This is a genomic window from Streptomyces sp. NPDC050617 (assembly GCF_040654795.1).
In the GTDB taxonomy this organism is placed as follows: domain Bacteria; phylum Actinomycetota; class Actinomycetes; order Streptomycetales; family Streptomycetaceae; genus Streptomyces.
Map to the genome: position 1 here is coordinate 129,237 of NZ_JBFAIS010000018.1, position 14,547 is coordinate 143,783.

A 14,547-nucleotide genomic window follows, 5' to 3' on the forward strand; every position below is an offset into this window, starting at 1 on the left:
TCCAAGGAGATACCCGAAGTGGCCGAGCTGTTCTACGACGACGACGCCGACCTGTCCATCATCCAGGGCCGCAAGGTCGCGGTTCTGGGATTCGGCAGCCAGGGCCACGCCCACGCGCTGTCGCTGCGCGACTCGGGCGTCGACGTCCGCGTCGGGCTGCACGAGGGCTCCAAGTCCAAGGTGAAGGCCGAGGAGCAGGGGCTGCGCGTGGTCCCCGTCGCCGAGGCCGCCGCCGAGGCCGACGTGATCATGATCCTGGTGCCGGACCCGATCCAGGCCAAGGTCTACGAGGAGTCCGTCAAGGACAACCTGAAGGCGGGCGACGCCCTCTTCTTCGGCCACGGCCTCAACATCCGCTACGGCTTCATCAAGCCGCCCGCCGACGTCACCGTCGCCATGGTCGCCCCGAAGGGCCCGGGCCACCTGGTCCGCCGCCAGTACGAGGAGGGCCGCGGCGTGCCGTGCATCGTGGCCGTCGAGCAGGACCCGGCCGACGAAGGGCTGGCGCTCGCCCTCTCGTACGCGAAGGGCATCGGCGGCACCCGCGCTGGCGTCATCAAGACGACCTTCACCGAGGAGGCCGAGACCGACCTCTTCGGCGAGCAGGCCGTGCTGTGCGGCGGCGCGTCCGCGCTGGTCAAGGCGGGCTTCGAGACCCTGGTCGAGGCGGGCTACCAGCCCGAGATCGCGTACTTCGAGTGCCTCCACGAGCTGAAGCTGATCGTGGACCTCATGTACGAGGGCGGCCTGGAGAAGATGCGCTGGTCGATCTCCGAGACCGCCGAGTGGGGCGACTACATCAGCGGCCCGCGGATCGTGAACGACCAGACCAAGGCCGAGATGAAGAAGATCCTCGGCGAGATCCAGGACGGCACCTTCGCCAAGAACTGGATGGCGGAGTACAACGCCGGCCTGCCGAAGTACAACGAGTACAAGAAGGCCGACGAGGACCACCTGCTGGAGACCACCGGCAAGAAGCTCCGCAAGCTCATGAGCTGGGTCGACGACGAGGCCTGAGGCCGTCGGCGCGGGTCCGGCGGACCCGCGCCGCAGCGCGCGCCGGGGCGGCGGGACCTCCCGCCGCCCCGGCGCGGACCCATGTGGTGAGGGGGCCGGCGGGTACGTCGTGGTGTGCCCGGTCCGGTGCGCACGGCGCCGATACGGCGGGCCCGGCCGTAGGCGCGTGCTCCGGGGCGCACGCGCGTTTCGTACGGCGCACCGCTACGTCCAAGTGATTTGGCCGGGTAGGCCAAACGCATCCCGCACCGCCGATACACTGCTCTGCAACAAGCGCGTCAGGCTCACAGCGTCGTGCGTCTTCCACGCGGCTGCGCCCCCCTTCACCGCCTTCGGCCGTCGGGACGGCCGTCCGCAAAGGACCAGTGAGGACTGATGACCACGTGAGCACGAAACCCGTCGTACTGATCGCCGAAGAGCTGTCGCCCGCCACCGTCGACGCCCTCGGCCCGGACTTCGAGATCCGGCACTGCAACGGCGCGGACCGCGCCGAACTCCTCCCCGCCATCGCCGATGTCGACGCGATCCTGGTGCGCAGCGCGACCAAGGTCGACGCCGAGGCCATCGCCGCCGCCCGCAAGCTGCGGGTCGTCGCGCGCGCCGGCGTCGGCCTGGACAACGTGGACGTCGCCGCCGCCACCAAGGCCGGCGTGATGGTCGTCAACGCGCCGACCTCCAACATCGTCACCGCCGCAGAGCTGGCGTGCGGTCTGCTCGTGGCCACCGCCCGCAACATCCCGCAGGCCAACTCCGCGCTGAAGAACGGCGAGTGGAAGCGCAGCAAGTACACCGGCGTCGAGCTGTCCGAGAAGACGCTGGGCGTCGTCGGCCTCGGCCGGATCGGGGTGCTCGTCGCGCAGCGGATGTCCGCGTTCGGCATGAAGATCGTCGCGTACGACCCGTACGTGCAGCCCGCGCGCGCCGCGCAGATGGGCGTCAAGCTGCTGACGCTGGACGAGCTGCTGGAGGTCGCGGACTTCATCACCGTGCACCTGCCCAAGACCCCCGAGACGCTCGGCCTGATCGGCGACGACGCGCTGCACAAGGTCCAGCCGCACGTGCGGATCGTCAACGCCGCGCGCGGCGGGATCGTCGACGAGGCGGCGCTGGCGACGGCGCTCAAGGAGGGCCGGGTCGCGGGCGCGGGCCTGGACGTGTACGCCTCCGAGCCGTGCACGGACTCGCCGCTCTTCGACTTCGACCAGGTCGTGGCCACCCCGCACCTGGGCGCCTCGACCGGGGAGGCGCAGGAGAAGGCGGGCATCGCCGTCGCCAAGTCCGTACGTCTCGCGCTCGCGGGCGAGCTGGTGCCGGACGCGGTCAACGTCCAGGGCGGGGTCATCGCCGAGGACGTGAAGCCGGGGCTGCCGCTCGCCGAGAAGCTCGGCCGGATCTTCACCGCGCTCGCGGGCGAGGTCGCGGTCCGCCTCGACGTCGAGGTGTACGGCGAGATCACCCAGCACGATGTGAAGGTGCTCGAACTCTCCGCGCTCAAGGGCGTGTTCGAGGACGTCGTGGACGAGACCGTCTCGTACGTCAACGCACCGCTCTTCGCGCAGGAGCGCGGCGTCGAGGTCCGCCTGACGACCAGCAGCGAGTCCACGGAGCACCGCAATGTGGTGATCGTGCGCGGCACGCTCGCCGACGGCGACGAGGTCTCCATCTCCGGCACGCTGGCCGGCCCCAAGAACCTCCAGAAGATCGTCGCGGTCGGCGACCACGACGTGGACCTGGCCCTCGCCGACCACATGGCCTTCCTGCGGTACGGGGACCGGCCGGGCGTCGTCGGCACCGTCGGCCGCATCCTCGGCGAGGCCGGCATCAACATCGCGGGCATGCAGGTCTCGCGGTCGGGCGAGGGCGGCGAGGCGCTGGTGGCCCTCACCGTCGACGAGTCGATCCCGGCGCCGGTGCTCGCCGAGATCGCCGTGGAGATCGGCGCGACGTCGGCCCGTACGGTCAATCTGAACGACTGATCCGCAGGTCGGCGCTGTGCGCGCCGGCGTGCTGCGGCAGGACTCGGCCCGGCCCCGCTGTTCGGCGGGGGCCGGGCCCAGTTGTGTGACCGGTCAACCATTCGCCCGAATGGGCGTACGGGCGGGTTTTCGGGACTGCCCCACAAAGGAGCCGCTGTGCGGCCGGCGGACGGCGCCGCGGGGGGTGCAGCAGTCGCCGCCCGGGTGGCGGCGGCGCGCAATGGGGAGAGCGCGCCCATAACTGTCGGAGCGTGCGGAAGGAGAAGAGTCGCCATGACCGCACCCCACGGCGAAACGCAACGAGACCTGTCCGGCATGAGCGTGGTCGACGCCGACGGCCACCGAGTGGGTTCGGTGCAGCAGGTCTACCGAGACGACAGGACCGGCGACCCGGAGTGGATCACCGTGCGCACCGGCCTGTTCGGGACGAAGGAGACGTTCGTGCCCCTCGCCGGGGCGCGACAGGCGGACGGCGAGCTGCGCGTCCCCCACAGCAAGGACACGATCAAGGACGCGCCGAGGATCGACGCCGACGGGCACCTCGATCCGGGCGAGGAGGACCGTCTCTACCAGCACTACGGGCTGACGCCGGGCGGCAAGAGCCGGGCAGGCCAGGGCGAGGCGGGGCACGGCAGGCACGCCGCGCCCGCCGGAGCCGCGGGCGCCGCGGGGATGGCCGGCGCCGCGGGCGGCGGCGGACGCGGTACGGGCGAGAGCGCCCAGGGCCGCGCCGACTCCGCCCAGTTGGCCGGCGCCGGAGCCCCTTCGCGCGGCCGGGACGCCGGATATGCCGGAGACACGGCCGCGGCCAAGGGCCAGGGCGAGGAGATGATCCTCTCCGAGGAGCGCGTGACCTGGGGCACCGAGGAGCGCGAGAGCGGCCGGGCCCATCTGCGCAAGCACGTGGTCACCGAGGACGTCTCGCAGACCGTGCCGGTGAGCCACGAGGAGGTCACCCTCCACCGCGAGGCCATCAAGCCGGGCGACCGCACCGCCGGCCGTACGGCGAACCTCTCCAACGGCGAGACGGAGGTCGTCCTCCACGAGGAGGTCGCCGTCGTCCGCAAGGAGACCGTCCCCGTGGAGCGGGTGCGGATGGACACCAAGAAGGTGAGCGGGCAGCAGGAGGTGCGCGCCCAGGTCCGTAAGGAGGAGGTCGAGTACGACGACGGCCTGAAGTCCAAGCACCAGGAGCCGGGCGACTCCGGCCGCCACCGCTGACCGCCGCTACGGGCGACCGGTCCGGTGGCGGGTTCCGGAACCGGGGCATCGGGCCCCGGCTCCGGAACCTTTCCGCGCCCGGGTCCGGCGCCTTTCCGTGCCTGGGGCCGGAGCCGGGCGCGGGGGCCGCCGCCGTATCCGGCCACCCCCGCACGGCGCAACTGCCCAGGCAGCACGCAACATGGCTGATCTACGCATAGCCGATCTCGGCCAGGAGGCTTCGACTGGAGGCGGACACCATGTCGCACCGCCTGGGAGGTCCCATGACCGAGGCCATCACCCGACCGATCGAGCCGCATACGCCGCCGTTCCCCGCCGACCGTACGTGTCCCTACCACCCACCTGTTGACTACGGACCGCTGAAGACCGCGGGGGCCATGCACCGCGCCACGCTCTACGACGGGCGCGAGGTGTGGATGGTCACCGGCCACGCCGAGGCCCGCGCCCTGCTCACCGACAATCGCCTCTCCACCGACCGGCGCAATCCGGCCTTCCCCGTCATCGCGCCCCGGGCCGAGTCCCAGAGCACGGTCGTCATCCCGCTGCTCGGGGTCGACGACCCCCTGCACGCCACGCAGCGCCGGATGCTCATCCCGAGCTTCACCGTCAAGCGCGTCACCGCCATGCGGCCGCAGATCCAGCGCATCGTGGACGGGCTGCTGGACGCGATGGCCGAGCGGGGCGGACCCACCGACCTCGTCGCCGCGTTCTCGCTGCCCGTGCCGTCCATGGTGATCTGCTCGCTGCTCGGCATCCCCTACGACGACCACGACTTCTTCGAGGAGTGCTCCCGCAAGCTGCTCACCGCCGAGACGGCCCCTGAGGCCGACGCGTTCCGCCACGAGCTGGAGAGCTACCTCCTCGACCTGGTGGCGAAGAAGGAGGCCGAACCGGGCGACGGTCTCCTCGACGAACTGATCGCCGACCGGCTCGCCGGAGGCGAGCTGGAGCGCGACGAACTGGTCATGATGGCCCTGCTCCTGCTCGTCGCGGGCCACGAGACCACCTCCAACATGATCGCCCTCGGCACCTACACGCTCCTCGAACACCCCGAGGAGCTCGACGCGCTGCGCGCCGACCCGACGCTCATCCCCGGCGCCGTGGAAGAGCTGCTGCGCTTCCTGTCCATCGCCGACGGCATGGTGCGCGTCGCCCTGGAGGACATCGAGCTCGAAGGCGGCGGCGTCATCAGGACCGGCGAGGGCGTCATCCTCAGCACCTCGATGATCAACCGCGACGAGGGCACGTACCAGGACCCCGACGGGCTCGACGTACGCCGCTCCGCGCGCCACCATGTGGCTTTCGGGTTCGGCGTCCACCAGTGCCTCGGGCAGAACCTGGCCCGCGCCGAACTGGAGATCGCGCTCACCGCCCTGCTCACCCGTTTCCCGACCCTGCGGCTCGACGTCCCCGCGGACCAGGTGCCCATCAAGCCGGGCAACACCTTGCAGGGCCTGTTCGCACTACCCGTGACCTGGTAAGGAAGTCCGGTGGCATGACCGATCAGGCACCACAGACCTTGCGCATCACCATCGATACCGACGTGTGCATCGGCTCCGGCCAGTGCGCCCTGACCGCGCCCGGCGTCTTCACCCAGGACGACGACGGATTCAGCGCCCTGCTCCCCGGCAAGGAGGACGGGGCGGGCGACCCGCTGGTGCGGGAAGCGGCGCGCGCCTGTCCAGTTCAAGCCATTTCTCTGACCGACGTGTGACAGGCGCGGTTCCGGGGAAGCGCCCGCCGGACGGGTACACCGCCCGTCCGGCAGCCGCACCCTAGAGCCGCGCCGCCTTGAGCGACATGTGGAGCAGCAGCCGGTCCTCGCCCTCGTCCAGGTCGAGGCCGGTGAGCTGCTCCACCTTCGACAGCCGGTAGTAGAGCGTCTGCCGGTGGATGCCCAACTGCGCCGCCGTGCGCCCCGCCTGCCCCGCGCAGTCGAGGAACACCTCGGCCGTGCGCGCCAGTTCGGCGTGCGAGCGCTCCAGCAGCGGCCGCACCACCCGGTCCGCCGCCCCGCCGGCCGGCAGCTCCGCGAGCACCCGGTACGGACCCACGCCGCCCCACTCCGCGACCGGTCCGAACCGCGCCTCCGCGCGCGCCGCGCGCGCCGCGGCGAGCGCCTCGCGCCAGGCGGCGGGCGCGTCGGCCAGACCCCGGCGCGGATCGCTGACGCCCGCGCCCGAACCGTGCGCCCGCGGCGAGCGCAGCAGCTGTTCGGCCGCCGCGCGCGCCGGGTCCAGGGCGGTCGGCGCCCGCAGCCGGACCAGCGCCGCGAGCCCCGCGGCCGGGCCCGGCTCCGTGTCCCGGTCCTTGGAACCGCGCCCCGCGCCGTCGGCCCGCCGGCCCCCGGACTCCGTCACGGCGCACGCGGCGAGGACGCCCGGCAGGCTGGGCAGCGGCGCGGCGTCCAGGTCCTCCCGGTCCCACGGGGTGATGGCCACCAGCGCGAGCGGGCCCTCGGCCGACTCCGGCAGCGCGCCCCGCAGGGCGTCGCGCGCCGCGTCCCGCCCGGCCGGGGCGCTGGTGAGCACGTCGCGCAGCAGCTCGCCGAGTTCGCGCCCGGCGCGCGCCTCCGCCGCGAGGAGCGTGCCGATGCGGGCGGCCGTCTCCATCGCCTGGGCGAGCCGCGGGTCCGGCGGGGCGCCGGAGCCGCCGAGTTCGAGGTCGGCGAGGTGGCCGTCGTCCAGCAGCCAGGCGTAGCCGTGCACGACGCCCCGGTGGCGTACGGGCAGGCAGATGCGGCCGCGGAACACCCCGGCCGCCGGGTCCGGCGGAATCCGCAGCGGGGTCTGCGCGCGGGAGATGCCGAACGCCTCGAACCAGGCCCGCACCGCCGCCGTGGACCGGCGCTGGAGGATCGAGCGGGTGCGGACCGGGTCCATGACCAGATCGAGGTCGTCGTCGCTGTCGTGCGCGCCGAAGGCGATCAGCGCGAAGTCCCGGTCCTCCAGCGTCGCGGGGGCGCCCAGCGCCGCCGAGATCTCGTCCACGAGCTGCTGATAGTCCCCGCGCATTCCGCCATGACTCCTCTCACATGCCCCACTGCGACGCCCGCGCCCCGTCCGCCTCACGTCGCCACTCCCCATTCTCATACATCTGTCTGAGATCCCGGACACGAAGGCGTGACAGCTGTCGATGGTCGCGACCCCGTATGAAACTTAAATTTCACGGTGGCTCACCTTGCCGTCGCGACGCGTTGCCGCGGCATTCGTCAACACCTGTCTTCCTGCGGAAACGGCCGTTCGACCGGGTCCGGGAAGCGCACATAACGTGGAGGTGCCCGTGCTGGGTCCTGTGCTCCTTGCCGCCGCACGCAGCGACAGCATCCGCCGTCTCGTCTCGGCCGCGCCGGTCACCCGCCCCGTGGTGGACCGTTTCGTCGCCGGCGAGCGGCTGGACGAATCGATGGCCGTCGTCCGTTCGCTCAACGATCGCGGGCTGGAGGTCACCCTCGACCACCTCGGTGAGGACATCACCGACCCGGCCGAGGCGCTCCGCAACCGCGACGCCTATCTGGCGCTGACCGAGGCGCTGGCCGGCCAGGGGCTCGGCGCGCGCGCCGAGATGTCCGTCAAGCTCTCCGCCTTCGGCCAGGCGCTCTCCGGCGGCCACGATCTCGCGCTCGCCAACGTCACCCCGGTCGTCGAGGCCGCCGCCGAGGCCGGCACCACGGTGACGCTGGACATGGAGGACCACACCACGGTCGACTCCACCCTCGCGATCCTCGCCGAGCTGCGGAAGCGCTTCCCCAAGACGGGTGCCGTCGTCCAGTCGTACCTCTTCCGTACCGAGGAGGACTGCCACGCGCTCGCCGGGGAAGGCTCGCGGGTGCGCCTGGTCAAGGGCGCGTACAAGGAGCCCGCCTCCGTCGCCTTCCAGGACAAGCGGGAGGTGGACCGCTCGTATGTCCGCTGCCTGAAGGTCCTGATGGCGGGCAAGGGCTACCCGATGGTCGGCTCGCACGACCCGCGGATGGTCGCCATCGCGCAGGAGCTGGGCCGCCGCTACGGGCGCAAGCTGGACGAGTACGAGTTCCAGATGCTCTACGGCATCCGGGCGGCGGAACAGGAGCGGCTGGTATCAGAGGGGCACCGGATGCGGGTGTACATCCCGTACGGCACCGACTGGTACGGATACTTCATGCGGCGCCTCGCCGAGCGACCGGCCAACCTGACGTTCTTCCTGCGCTCGCTGGCCACGCGCGGCTGAGCCCCACAGACCCGATACACCCGCTTCACACACCCGCCTCACACCCCCGATCGAAGGAGACGGCCACCATGGACGCCGTGACCCAGGTCCCCGCCCCGTACAACGAGCCGGTGCACGGCTACGCCCCGGGCTCCCCGGAGCGCGCCCGCCTGGAGGCCAAGCTCAAGGAGCTGGCCGAGAACCCCATCGACCTGCCGATGACGATCAACGGCGAGCGGCGGATGGGCGGCGGCGAGCGGTTCGACGTCGTACAGCCGCACAACCACAAGGCCGTGCTCGGCTCGTACAACAACGCCACCCGCCAGGACGCCCAGGACGCGATCGACGCGGCCCTGGCCGCCGCCCCGGCCTGGCGCGCGCTGTCCTTCGACGACCGCGCCGCGATCATCCTCAAGGCTGCCGAGCTGCTGTCCGGCCCCTGGCGCGAGACGATCGCCGCCTCCACGATGCTGGGCCAGTCCAAGACGGCGCAGCAGGCGGAGATCGACGCGCCCTGCGAGCTCGTCGACTTCTGGCGCTTCAACGTGCACTTCGCGCGTGAGCTGCTGAACGAGCAGCCGCTGGTCCAGCCGAACGGCGTGTGGAACCGGATGGACCACCGGCCGCTGGAGGGCTTCGTCTACGCGATCACGCCCTTCAACTTCACCGCCATCGCGGGCAACCTGCCCACCGCGCCCGCGCTGATGGGCAACGTGGTGGTCTGGAAGCCGTCCCCGACCCAGACGCACTCCGCGATCCTGCTGATGCAGCTCCTGGAGGAGGCGGGTCTGCCCAAGGGCGTCATCAACCTCGTCACGGGCGACGGCAAGGAGGTCTCCGAGGTCGCGCTGCCGCACCCGGACCTGGCGGGCGTCCACTTCACCGGCTCGACCGCGACGTTCCAGCACCTGTGGAAGTCGGTCGGCGAGAACATCGCCGGCTACAAGTCCTACCCGCGCCTGGTCGGCGAGACCGGCGGCAAGGACTTCATCGTCGCCCACCCGAGCGCCGACCCGAAGATCCTCAAGACCGCCATCACCCGTGGCGCCTTCGAGTACCAGGGCCAGAAGTGCTCGGCCGCGTCGCGCGCCTACATCCCGCGCTCCATCTGGGAAAACGGCTTCAAGGAGGAGCTGGCGGCCGAGGTCGACGGCCTCACGATGGGCGACGTCACCGACCTGTCCAACTTCATCGGCGCCGTCATCGACGACCGCGCCTTCGCGAAGAACAAGGCCGCCATCGACCGCGCCAAGTCCGACGCCACCTGCGAGATCGTGGCCGGCGGCACGTACGACGACTCGGTCGGCTACTTCGTCCGCCCGACCGTGATCGCCTGCTCCGACCCGGAGAACGAGGTCTTCAAGACCGAGTACTTCGGCCCGGTCATCGGGGTCCACGTCTACGAGGACGGCGACTTCGACGCGATGCTGGAGCAGATGGAGTCGGCCTCGGCGTACGCCCTGACCGGCGCCGTCCTCGCCAAGGACCGGCAGGTCGTGGCCGCCGTCTCCGAGAAGCTGCGCTTCGCGGCCGGCAACTTCTACATCAACGACCGGCCCACCGGCTCGATCGTCGGCCAGCAGCCCTTCGGCGGCGCCCGCGCCTCGGGCACCAACGACAAGGCCGGCTCCAAGTTCAACCTGCTCCGCTGGTCCTCCCCCCGCGCCATCAAGGAAACCCAGGTGGCCCCGACGGACTACCGCTACCCGCACATGGGCTGACGTTTTTCGCTGCCGCGCACGGACGGCCCGGCACCCCGCTCGGGGGTGCCGGGCCGTCCGTGTGTCGGTTAACCCTTACGCGGCGGTCCGGTGATCTCTTCGCCGATGACGAAGCCCTTGGCGGGGCCTTCGGGAATGGTCACCTCCGTGCCGTACGGGACGCGGGTCTCGGCGGCGTAGACCGCTTCGGCGGGGGAGGGGGCCGAGAGCACGGTGACGGTGCCGTGACCGTCGTGATCGTCGATAAGGACGTAGACGGGGATGCCGGCACGGGCGCAGGCCCGGCGCTTACGGACCCGGTCGCGCTGCGTGCTGTCGTGACCGGGCGAGACGACCTCGGCGATCAACTGGACGGCGGAAGCCTCGACGGCGATGCCGTCCTCGGCCTCGACCTCGCCGAGGTCTTCGGGGGCGATGAGGACGTCGGGAATCCAGACCTTCCGGTGGTGCACGACATTCGTGTCCTGGTAGGCGGCGTACTCGTTCTCGCCGAGGAACTTGTCCATGGCGCGGCGAAGCCGGTTGGTGACTTGACTGTGAGACACACGGCCCGTGGGCGACACCTCGATGAACCCCTCAACGATCTCGGCGCGGAAGCCCTCGGGGAGTTCCATGGTCTTCCATGCCTGCCACAGGGCCTCGTCCAGATCAGGTCCGGGCATCGCGGCCTCGGGCGTCTCGTATGCGAGAGCGGTCATGGTGCAGCACCTCCTCCTCAAGTGTGGGCGTCGGCGGCCTGGCGGCACAAGCGACACCGCCACGGTGCGGGGAGCGACGGTCCGGCGGCCGGTGATCGGCGGCAGATCATCTGATCGAGTGACCGAGCCGTCTCAGATAGTAGGAAGCCCAAGTAATTGTGCAGACAGCACGGTGATCCTGGCTTAACTTTGTAGGAGCCGACGTCTCGTCCCATCGGGCGATGGCGGTTGTGGCCCGGTGCGCGTGCGCAGGTGACCCCTGCTGTGCCGAGGCCCCCGCCCCTCCGGCGTTCATCCGATCTTCGACCGACCTTTTCCCTCGGGGTTCAGTAAGAGGAGACGTGAATCATGGCCGACACCGCTGTCCGCAGGACCCGTCGTATCGCCCGTGCCGCCGATGACGCCGACCGCAAGAACGCCGCCGCCGCGCTTCAGCGCGCACTCGACCGCCGCGACAACGGCGGGGTCACCGGGCACTGACAGGCGCTGAAAAAGGGGCCGGGCCCCTCCGGGTGGAGGAGAGCCGGCCCCTTGCGCGCGGACGTACCGGTACCGCTCAGTGGCCCCGGCCGTGCCCGTGGCCGCGTACCACGTCGAAGTGGTCCAGTCGGCCGCCGCTCTCCGCCAGAGTCGTCACGCGCATCCGCGGCCGGTGGCCCGGTTCGACCTCGACGGCGATGAAGGAGTAACCGGTGTAGCGGACGCGCGACCACTCCACGGTCTCCTTGTCCTTGCCGCCGCCCTTGACCCAGTGGTAGGTGGGCACGCTGTCGAGGTCCGCGACGTGGCCCTCGTAGCTGTCGGCCACCGGGAAGTCGTAGAGCGACTTGCCCGCGCCGCCCGCCGTCACGTACACGATGCCGTCGCGCGTGGAGTCGACCGTCTCGCCGATCGGGACCTTCTTGGAGACCTTGCCGCGGTGGATGGCATCGGTGCGCTCGTACACGTGGTTGTGGCCGTTGATGACCAGGTCCACCTGGTGCTTTTCGAACAGCGGCACCCACGCGTCGCGCACCCCGCCGTCGGAGGCGTGCGAATTGGTCGTCGAGAAGGCGCAGTGGTGGAAGAAGACGACGATGAAGTCGATGCCGCGCTGCGCCCGCAGCTGCCCGAGGCGCCGGTCGAGCCACTTGGTCTGGCGGCCCGCCGTGTAGCCGGTGTTGGCGGTGATCTCGTACGAGACGTCGTTGGCGTCCAGAGCCACGAAGGCGACGTTGCCGTAGGCGAAGGAGTACACGCCGGGAACGTCCACCGGGTCGATGCCGTTGTCCGGCAGCGTCCAGCGAGCGTTCTGGCCGCCGTAGCCGTGCGGGGAGTACCAGGCCTCCATGTCGTGGTTGCCGGTGGTCACCATCCACGGGACGCGCGCCGCGACCGTCTCGGTCTGCGCCAGGAACTGGTCCCATACGCGGGCGTCGTAGACGTCGCTGGTGCGGCCCGAGCCGGACGGGTCGGCGTAGCAGATGTCGCCGGCGTGCAGATGGAACGCCGGGTTCTGGCCGAGGATCAGCTGGTCGTTGGCGAGCGCGTCATAGGTGACGCCCTGGTCGCCGAAGGCGGTGAAGGTGAACTTCTCCGCGCGCGCCGGGGCGGTGGTGAAGGTGCCGATGGAGGAGAAGTTCCGCGGGTGCGCCGGGTCGAAGCCGTCGTGGCCGACGCCGTAGTAGTACGTGCGGCCGGGGCGCAGGTGGTCCAGCGCCGCGTGCAGATAGACCTGGTCGACGGCGGGCTGCTTCTTCGACAGGGCGGGCGTGTGCAGGTCCCGTACCTCGGCCTGGATCTTGTGGCTCAGGTCCCAGGGCTTGAGCCCGATCCGGATGAACGGGCGCCTGACCGCGAACGGCACCTGCCAGGAGACGCGCATCTGCGTCCTGGGGTCGGCCCCGAAGGCGAGGTGCCGGCCGAACGGCGCGACGAGATGGCCGCTCACCTTGGTCGTGGCGGACGAGGTGAGGAGGGTGGGCGAGGGGGCCGAGGCGGCGGCCGGCTGTGCGGCGTACGCGTTGGCGCCGCCGGTCAGCAGGCCCGCGCCCGCGACGGCCCCGGCGCTCGCGGCGCCCGCGCGCAGCATGCCGCGCCGGGTGAGCTTCGTCCGCAGGTACTCGTGCTGTTCGGGCATCGTCATACGCGCCGCGAGATGGTCGGGTATGCCGAACCGTGGTGTCTCCATGCATCACAACGTGTCAGGGAAGCCCGACCTCCATGCGTACTGCGGGTGAACGCCAGCCGACCGGACGACGGCCTGTCCGGATAGTGGACGACCCATGTCAACCGGCGGGACGCGGGAGTAGGGTCCCGGTATGTCTCGCAGCATTCGCCTCGCAGTGATCCCCGGTGACGGTATCGGCCAGGAAGTCGTGGCCCAGGGCCTCAAGGTCCTCACCGCCGCCCTCCCCTCCGACGTGAAGCTGGAGACCCAGGAGTACGACCTCGGCGCCAAGCGGTGGCACGCCACCGGCGAGACCCTGCCCGACGCCGACCTGGAGTCGCTGAAGAACCACGACGCGATCCTGCTCGGCGCGATCGGCGACCCGTCCGTCCCCTCCGGCGTGCTGGAGCGCGGGCTCCTCCTCAAGCTCCGCTTCGCCTTCGACCACTACGTCAACCTGCGTCCGTCGAAGCTGCTGCCCAACACGGCCACCCCGCTGGCCGGCCGCCCCGAGATCGACTTCGTCGTGGTGCGGGAGGGCACGGAGGGCCCGTACACGGGCAACGGCGGCTCGCTGCGCACCGGGACCCCCGCCGAGGTGGCCACCGAGGTCAGCGTCAATACGGCGTACGGAGTGGAGCGCGTCGTGCGCGACGCGTACGAGCGGGCCAAGGCCCGTCCGCGCAAGAAGCTGACGCTGGTTCACAAGAACAACGTCCTCGTCCACGCCGGCCACATGTGGAAGAAGATCTTCGACGCGGTGGGCGCGGAGTACCCCGAGGTCACCACCGACTATCTGCACGTCGACGCCGCGACGATCTTCTTCGTCACGCAGCCCGAGCGGTTCGACGTCATCGTCACCGACAACCTCTTCGGCGACATCCTCACCGACCTCGCGGCCGCCGTGACCGGCGGCATCGGGCTCGCCGCGTCCGGGAACATCAACCCGGGCGGCGACTTCCCGTCGATGTTCGAGCCGGTGCACGGCTCCGCCCCGGACATCGCGGGCACCGGCAAGGCCGACCCCACGGCCACCGTGCTGTCCACCGCCCTGCTGCTGCGGCACCTCGACTTCGAGGCCGAGGCCGTCCGGATCGAGGCCGCCGTCGCGGACGACCTCGCCGCGCGGGACGGCTCCGCCCGTACGACGGAGGAGATCGGCGACGCGCTCAGCGCACGAGTAGCGGGCTGACGCCCGCCGCACACCGCACAGCGACGGGCAAGGCCCTGTCGTCGAACCCGCGCCTGCCCCGCGCCGCCTGGCACGCACTCTCGCCGCGTTGTCGGGTTCATCCCGGTACGCCCAGTACAGGGATGACCCTCCGCCTTGCGAGAGCACGCACCAGACGACGCGGGGCCCGCCCTCCGGGCGAACGGCGGGGGTTCGACGACAGGGCCTAGCTCCCGCCGCTGTGCTACCGCGCGGTTGGGTGCGACCATCGACCCCAGGCCGCGCACACGTTTCCGTCCCCGGCCCCACCCGAGCGATAATCGGACGTGGGGCCGCGGTATTGAGGGGAAGCTCGGACGTCCTAGCAGTACCGGGACGGAGTGAGCGCGGTCCACCACATCTGAAA

General features: G+C 71.0%; 12 protein-coding genes. 9 read left to right on the top strand and 3 right to left on the bottom strand.

Annotation, left to right across the window (positions count from 1 at the left end):
- Positions 1 to 18 precede the first annotated feature (18 nt).
- The 5 genes from ilvC to AB0I49_RS23785 all read left to right on the top strand — a co-directional run bounded on the left by ilvC (position 19) and on the right by AB0I49_RS23785 (position 5,928).
- The gene (gene ilvC / locus AB0I49_RS23765) at positions 19 to 1,017 is read left to right on the top strand and encodes a ketol-acid reductoisomerase (RefSeq protein WP_363229052.1); all 999 of its coding nucleotides are present in this window, start codon (positions 19 to 21) and stop codon (positions 1,015 to 1,017) included.
- Between the two features lie 383 nt (positions 1,018 to 1,400).
- Positions 1,401 to 2,993 (top strand): phosphoglycerate dehydrogenase, encoded by a 1,593-nt coding sequence (gene serA / locus AB0I49_RS23770; RefSeq protein ID WP_363229053.1) that lies wholly within the window; start codon positions 1,401 to 1,403, stop codon positions 2,991 to 2,993.
- Between the two features lie 273 nt (positions 2,994 to 3,266).
- Positions 3,267 to 4,214 carry a PRC and DUF2382 domain-containing protein gene (locus AB0I49_RS23775; RefSeq protein ID WP_363229054.1) on the top strand — a complete coding sequence of 316 codons (948 nt, stop codon included), beginning with the start codon at positions 3,267 to 3,269 and terminating at the stop codon, positions 4,212 to 4,214.
- Positions 4,215 to 4,477: 263 nt separating this feature from the next.
- Entirely contained in the window at positions 4,478 to 5,695 is a 1,218-nt protein-coding gene (locus tag AB0I49_RS23780; protein WP_363229055.1) for a cytochrome P450, read from the top strand.
- A 38-nt stretch (positions 5,696 to 5,733) separates the two neighbouring features.
- On the top strand, positions 5,734 to 5,928 hold the full coding sequence (locus AB0I49_RS23785; RefSeq protein WP_363229092.1) for a ferredoxin: 195 nt from the start codon (positions 5,734 to 5,736) through the stop codon (positions 5,926 to 5,928).
- Between the two features lie 61 nt (positions 5,929 to 5,989).
- Here the strand turns inward: AB0I49_RS23785 and AB0I49_RS23790 are convergent, their stop codons facing one another.
- The gene (locus tag AB0I49_RS23790) at positions 5,990 to 7,228 is read right to left on the bottom strand and encodes a helix-turn-helix domain-containing protein (protein WP_363229056.1); all 1,239 of its coding nucleotides are present in this window, start codon (positions 7,226 to 7,228) and stop codon (positions 5,990 to 5,992) included.
- 268 nt (positions 7,229 to 7,496) lie between these two features.
- On the opposite strand from AB0I49_RS23790, the gene AB0I49_RS23795 reads away from it, so the two are divergent.
- A complete protein-coding gene (locus AB0I49_RS23795) occupies positions 7,497 to 8,423 on the top strand; it encodes a proline dehydrogenase family protein (RefSeq protein WP_363229057.1) in 927 nt (308 codons plus the stop codon).
- Between the two features lie 68 nt (positions 8,424 to 8,491).
- Positions 8,492 to 10,123 (top strand): L-glutamate gamma-semialdehyde dehydrogenase, encoded by a 1,632-nt coding sequence (gene pruA / locus AB0I49_RS23800; RefSeq protein ID WP_363229058.1) that lies wholly within the window; start codon positions 8,492 to 8,494, stop codon positions 10,121 to 10,123.
- 68 nt (positions 10,124 to 10,191) lie between these two features.
- Here pruA and AB0I49_RS23805 read toward each other — a convergent pair whose 3' ends face one another.
- Positions 10,192 to 10,821 carry a Uma2 family endonuclease gene (locus AB0I49_RS23805; RefSeq protein WP_363229059.1) on the bottom strand — a complete coding sequence of 210 codons (630 nt, stop codon included), beginning with the start codon at positions 10,819 to 10,821 and terminating at the stop codon, positions 10,192 to 10,194.
- Between the two features lie 348 nt (positions 10,822 to 11,169).
- On the opposite strand from AB0I49_RS23805, the gene AB0I49_RS23810 reads away from it, so the two are divergent.
- Positions 11,170 to 11,301 (top strand): hypothetical protein, encoded by a 132-nt coding sequence (locus AB0I49_RS23810; protein WP_363132195.1) that lies wholly within the window; start codon positions 11,170 to 11,172, stop codon positions 11,299 to 11,301.
- A gap of 76 nt (positions 11,302 to 11,377) precedes the next feature.
- Here the strand turns inward: AB0I49_RS23810 and AB0I49_RS23815 are convergent, their stop codons facing one another.
- Positions 11,378 to 12,991, bottom strand: coding sequence for a metallophosphoesterase family protein (locus AB0I49_RS23815; protein ID WP_363229060.1), 1,614 nt, complete (start codon positions 12,989 to 12,991; stop codon positions 11,378 to 11,380).
- A 130-nt stretch (positions 12,992 to 13,121) separates the two neighbouring features.
- Here AB0I49_RS23815 and AB0I49_RS23820 point away from each other — a divergent pair, with 130 nt between their 5' ends.
- Positions 13,122 to 14,162, top strand: a complete 1,041-nt coding sequence (locus AB0I49_RS23820) for a 3-isopropylmalate dehydrogenase (protein WP_363229061.1) — start codon at positions 13,122 to 13,124, stop codon at positions 14,160 to 14,162.
- Positions 14,163 to 14,547 lie beyond the last annotated feature (385 nt).

Excerpts from the sequence above, each read along its gene's own strand:
- AB0I49_RS23805 (WP_363229059.1), bottom strand. The coding sequence starts at position 10,821 with ATGACCGCTCTCGCATACGAGACGCCCGAGGCCGCGATGCCCGGACCT.
- AB0I49_RS23775 (WP_363229054.1), top strand. The coding sequence starts at position 3,267 with ATGACCGCACCCCACGGCGAAACGCAACGAGACCTGTCCGGCATGAGC.
- pruA (WP_363229058.1), top strand. The coding sequence starts at position 8,492 with ATGGACGCCGTGACCCAGGTCCCCGCCCCGTACAACGAGCCGGTGCAC.
- AB0I49_RS23780 (WP_363229055.1), top strand. The coding sequence starts at position 4,478 with ATGACCGAGGCCATCACCCGACCGATCGAGCCGCATACGCCGCCGTTC.
- AB0I49_RS23790 (WP_363229056.1), bottom strand. The coding sequence starts at position 7,228 with ATGCGCGGGGACTATCAGCAGCTCGTGGACGAGATCTCGGCGGCGCTG.
- AB0I49_RS23810 (WP_363132195.1), top strand. The coding sequence starts at position 11,170 with ATGGCCGACACCGCTGTCCGCAGGACCCGTCGTATCGCCCGTGCCGCC.
- AB0I49_RS23820 (WP_363229061.1), top strand. The coding sequence starts at position 13,122 with ATGTCTCGCAGCATTCGCCTCGCAGTGATCCCCGGTGACGGTATCGGC.
- AB0I49_RS23815 (WP_363229060.1), bottom strand. The coding sequence starts at position 12,991 with ATGGAGACACCACGGTTCGGCATACCCGACCATCTCGCGGCGCGTATG.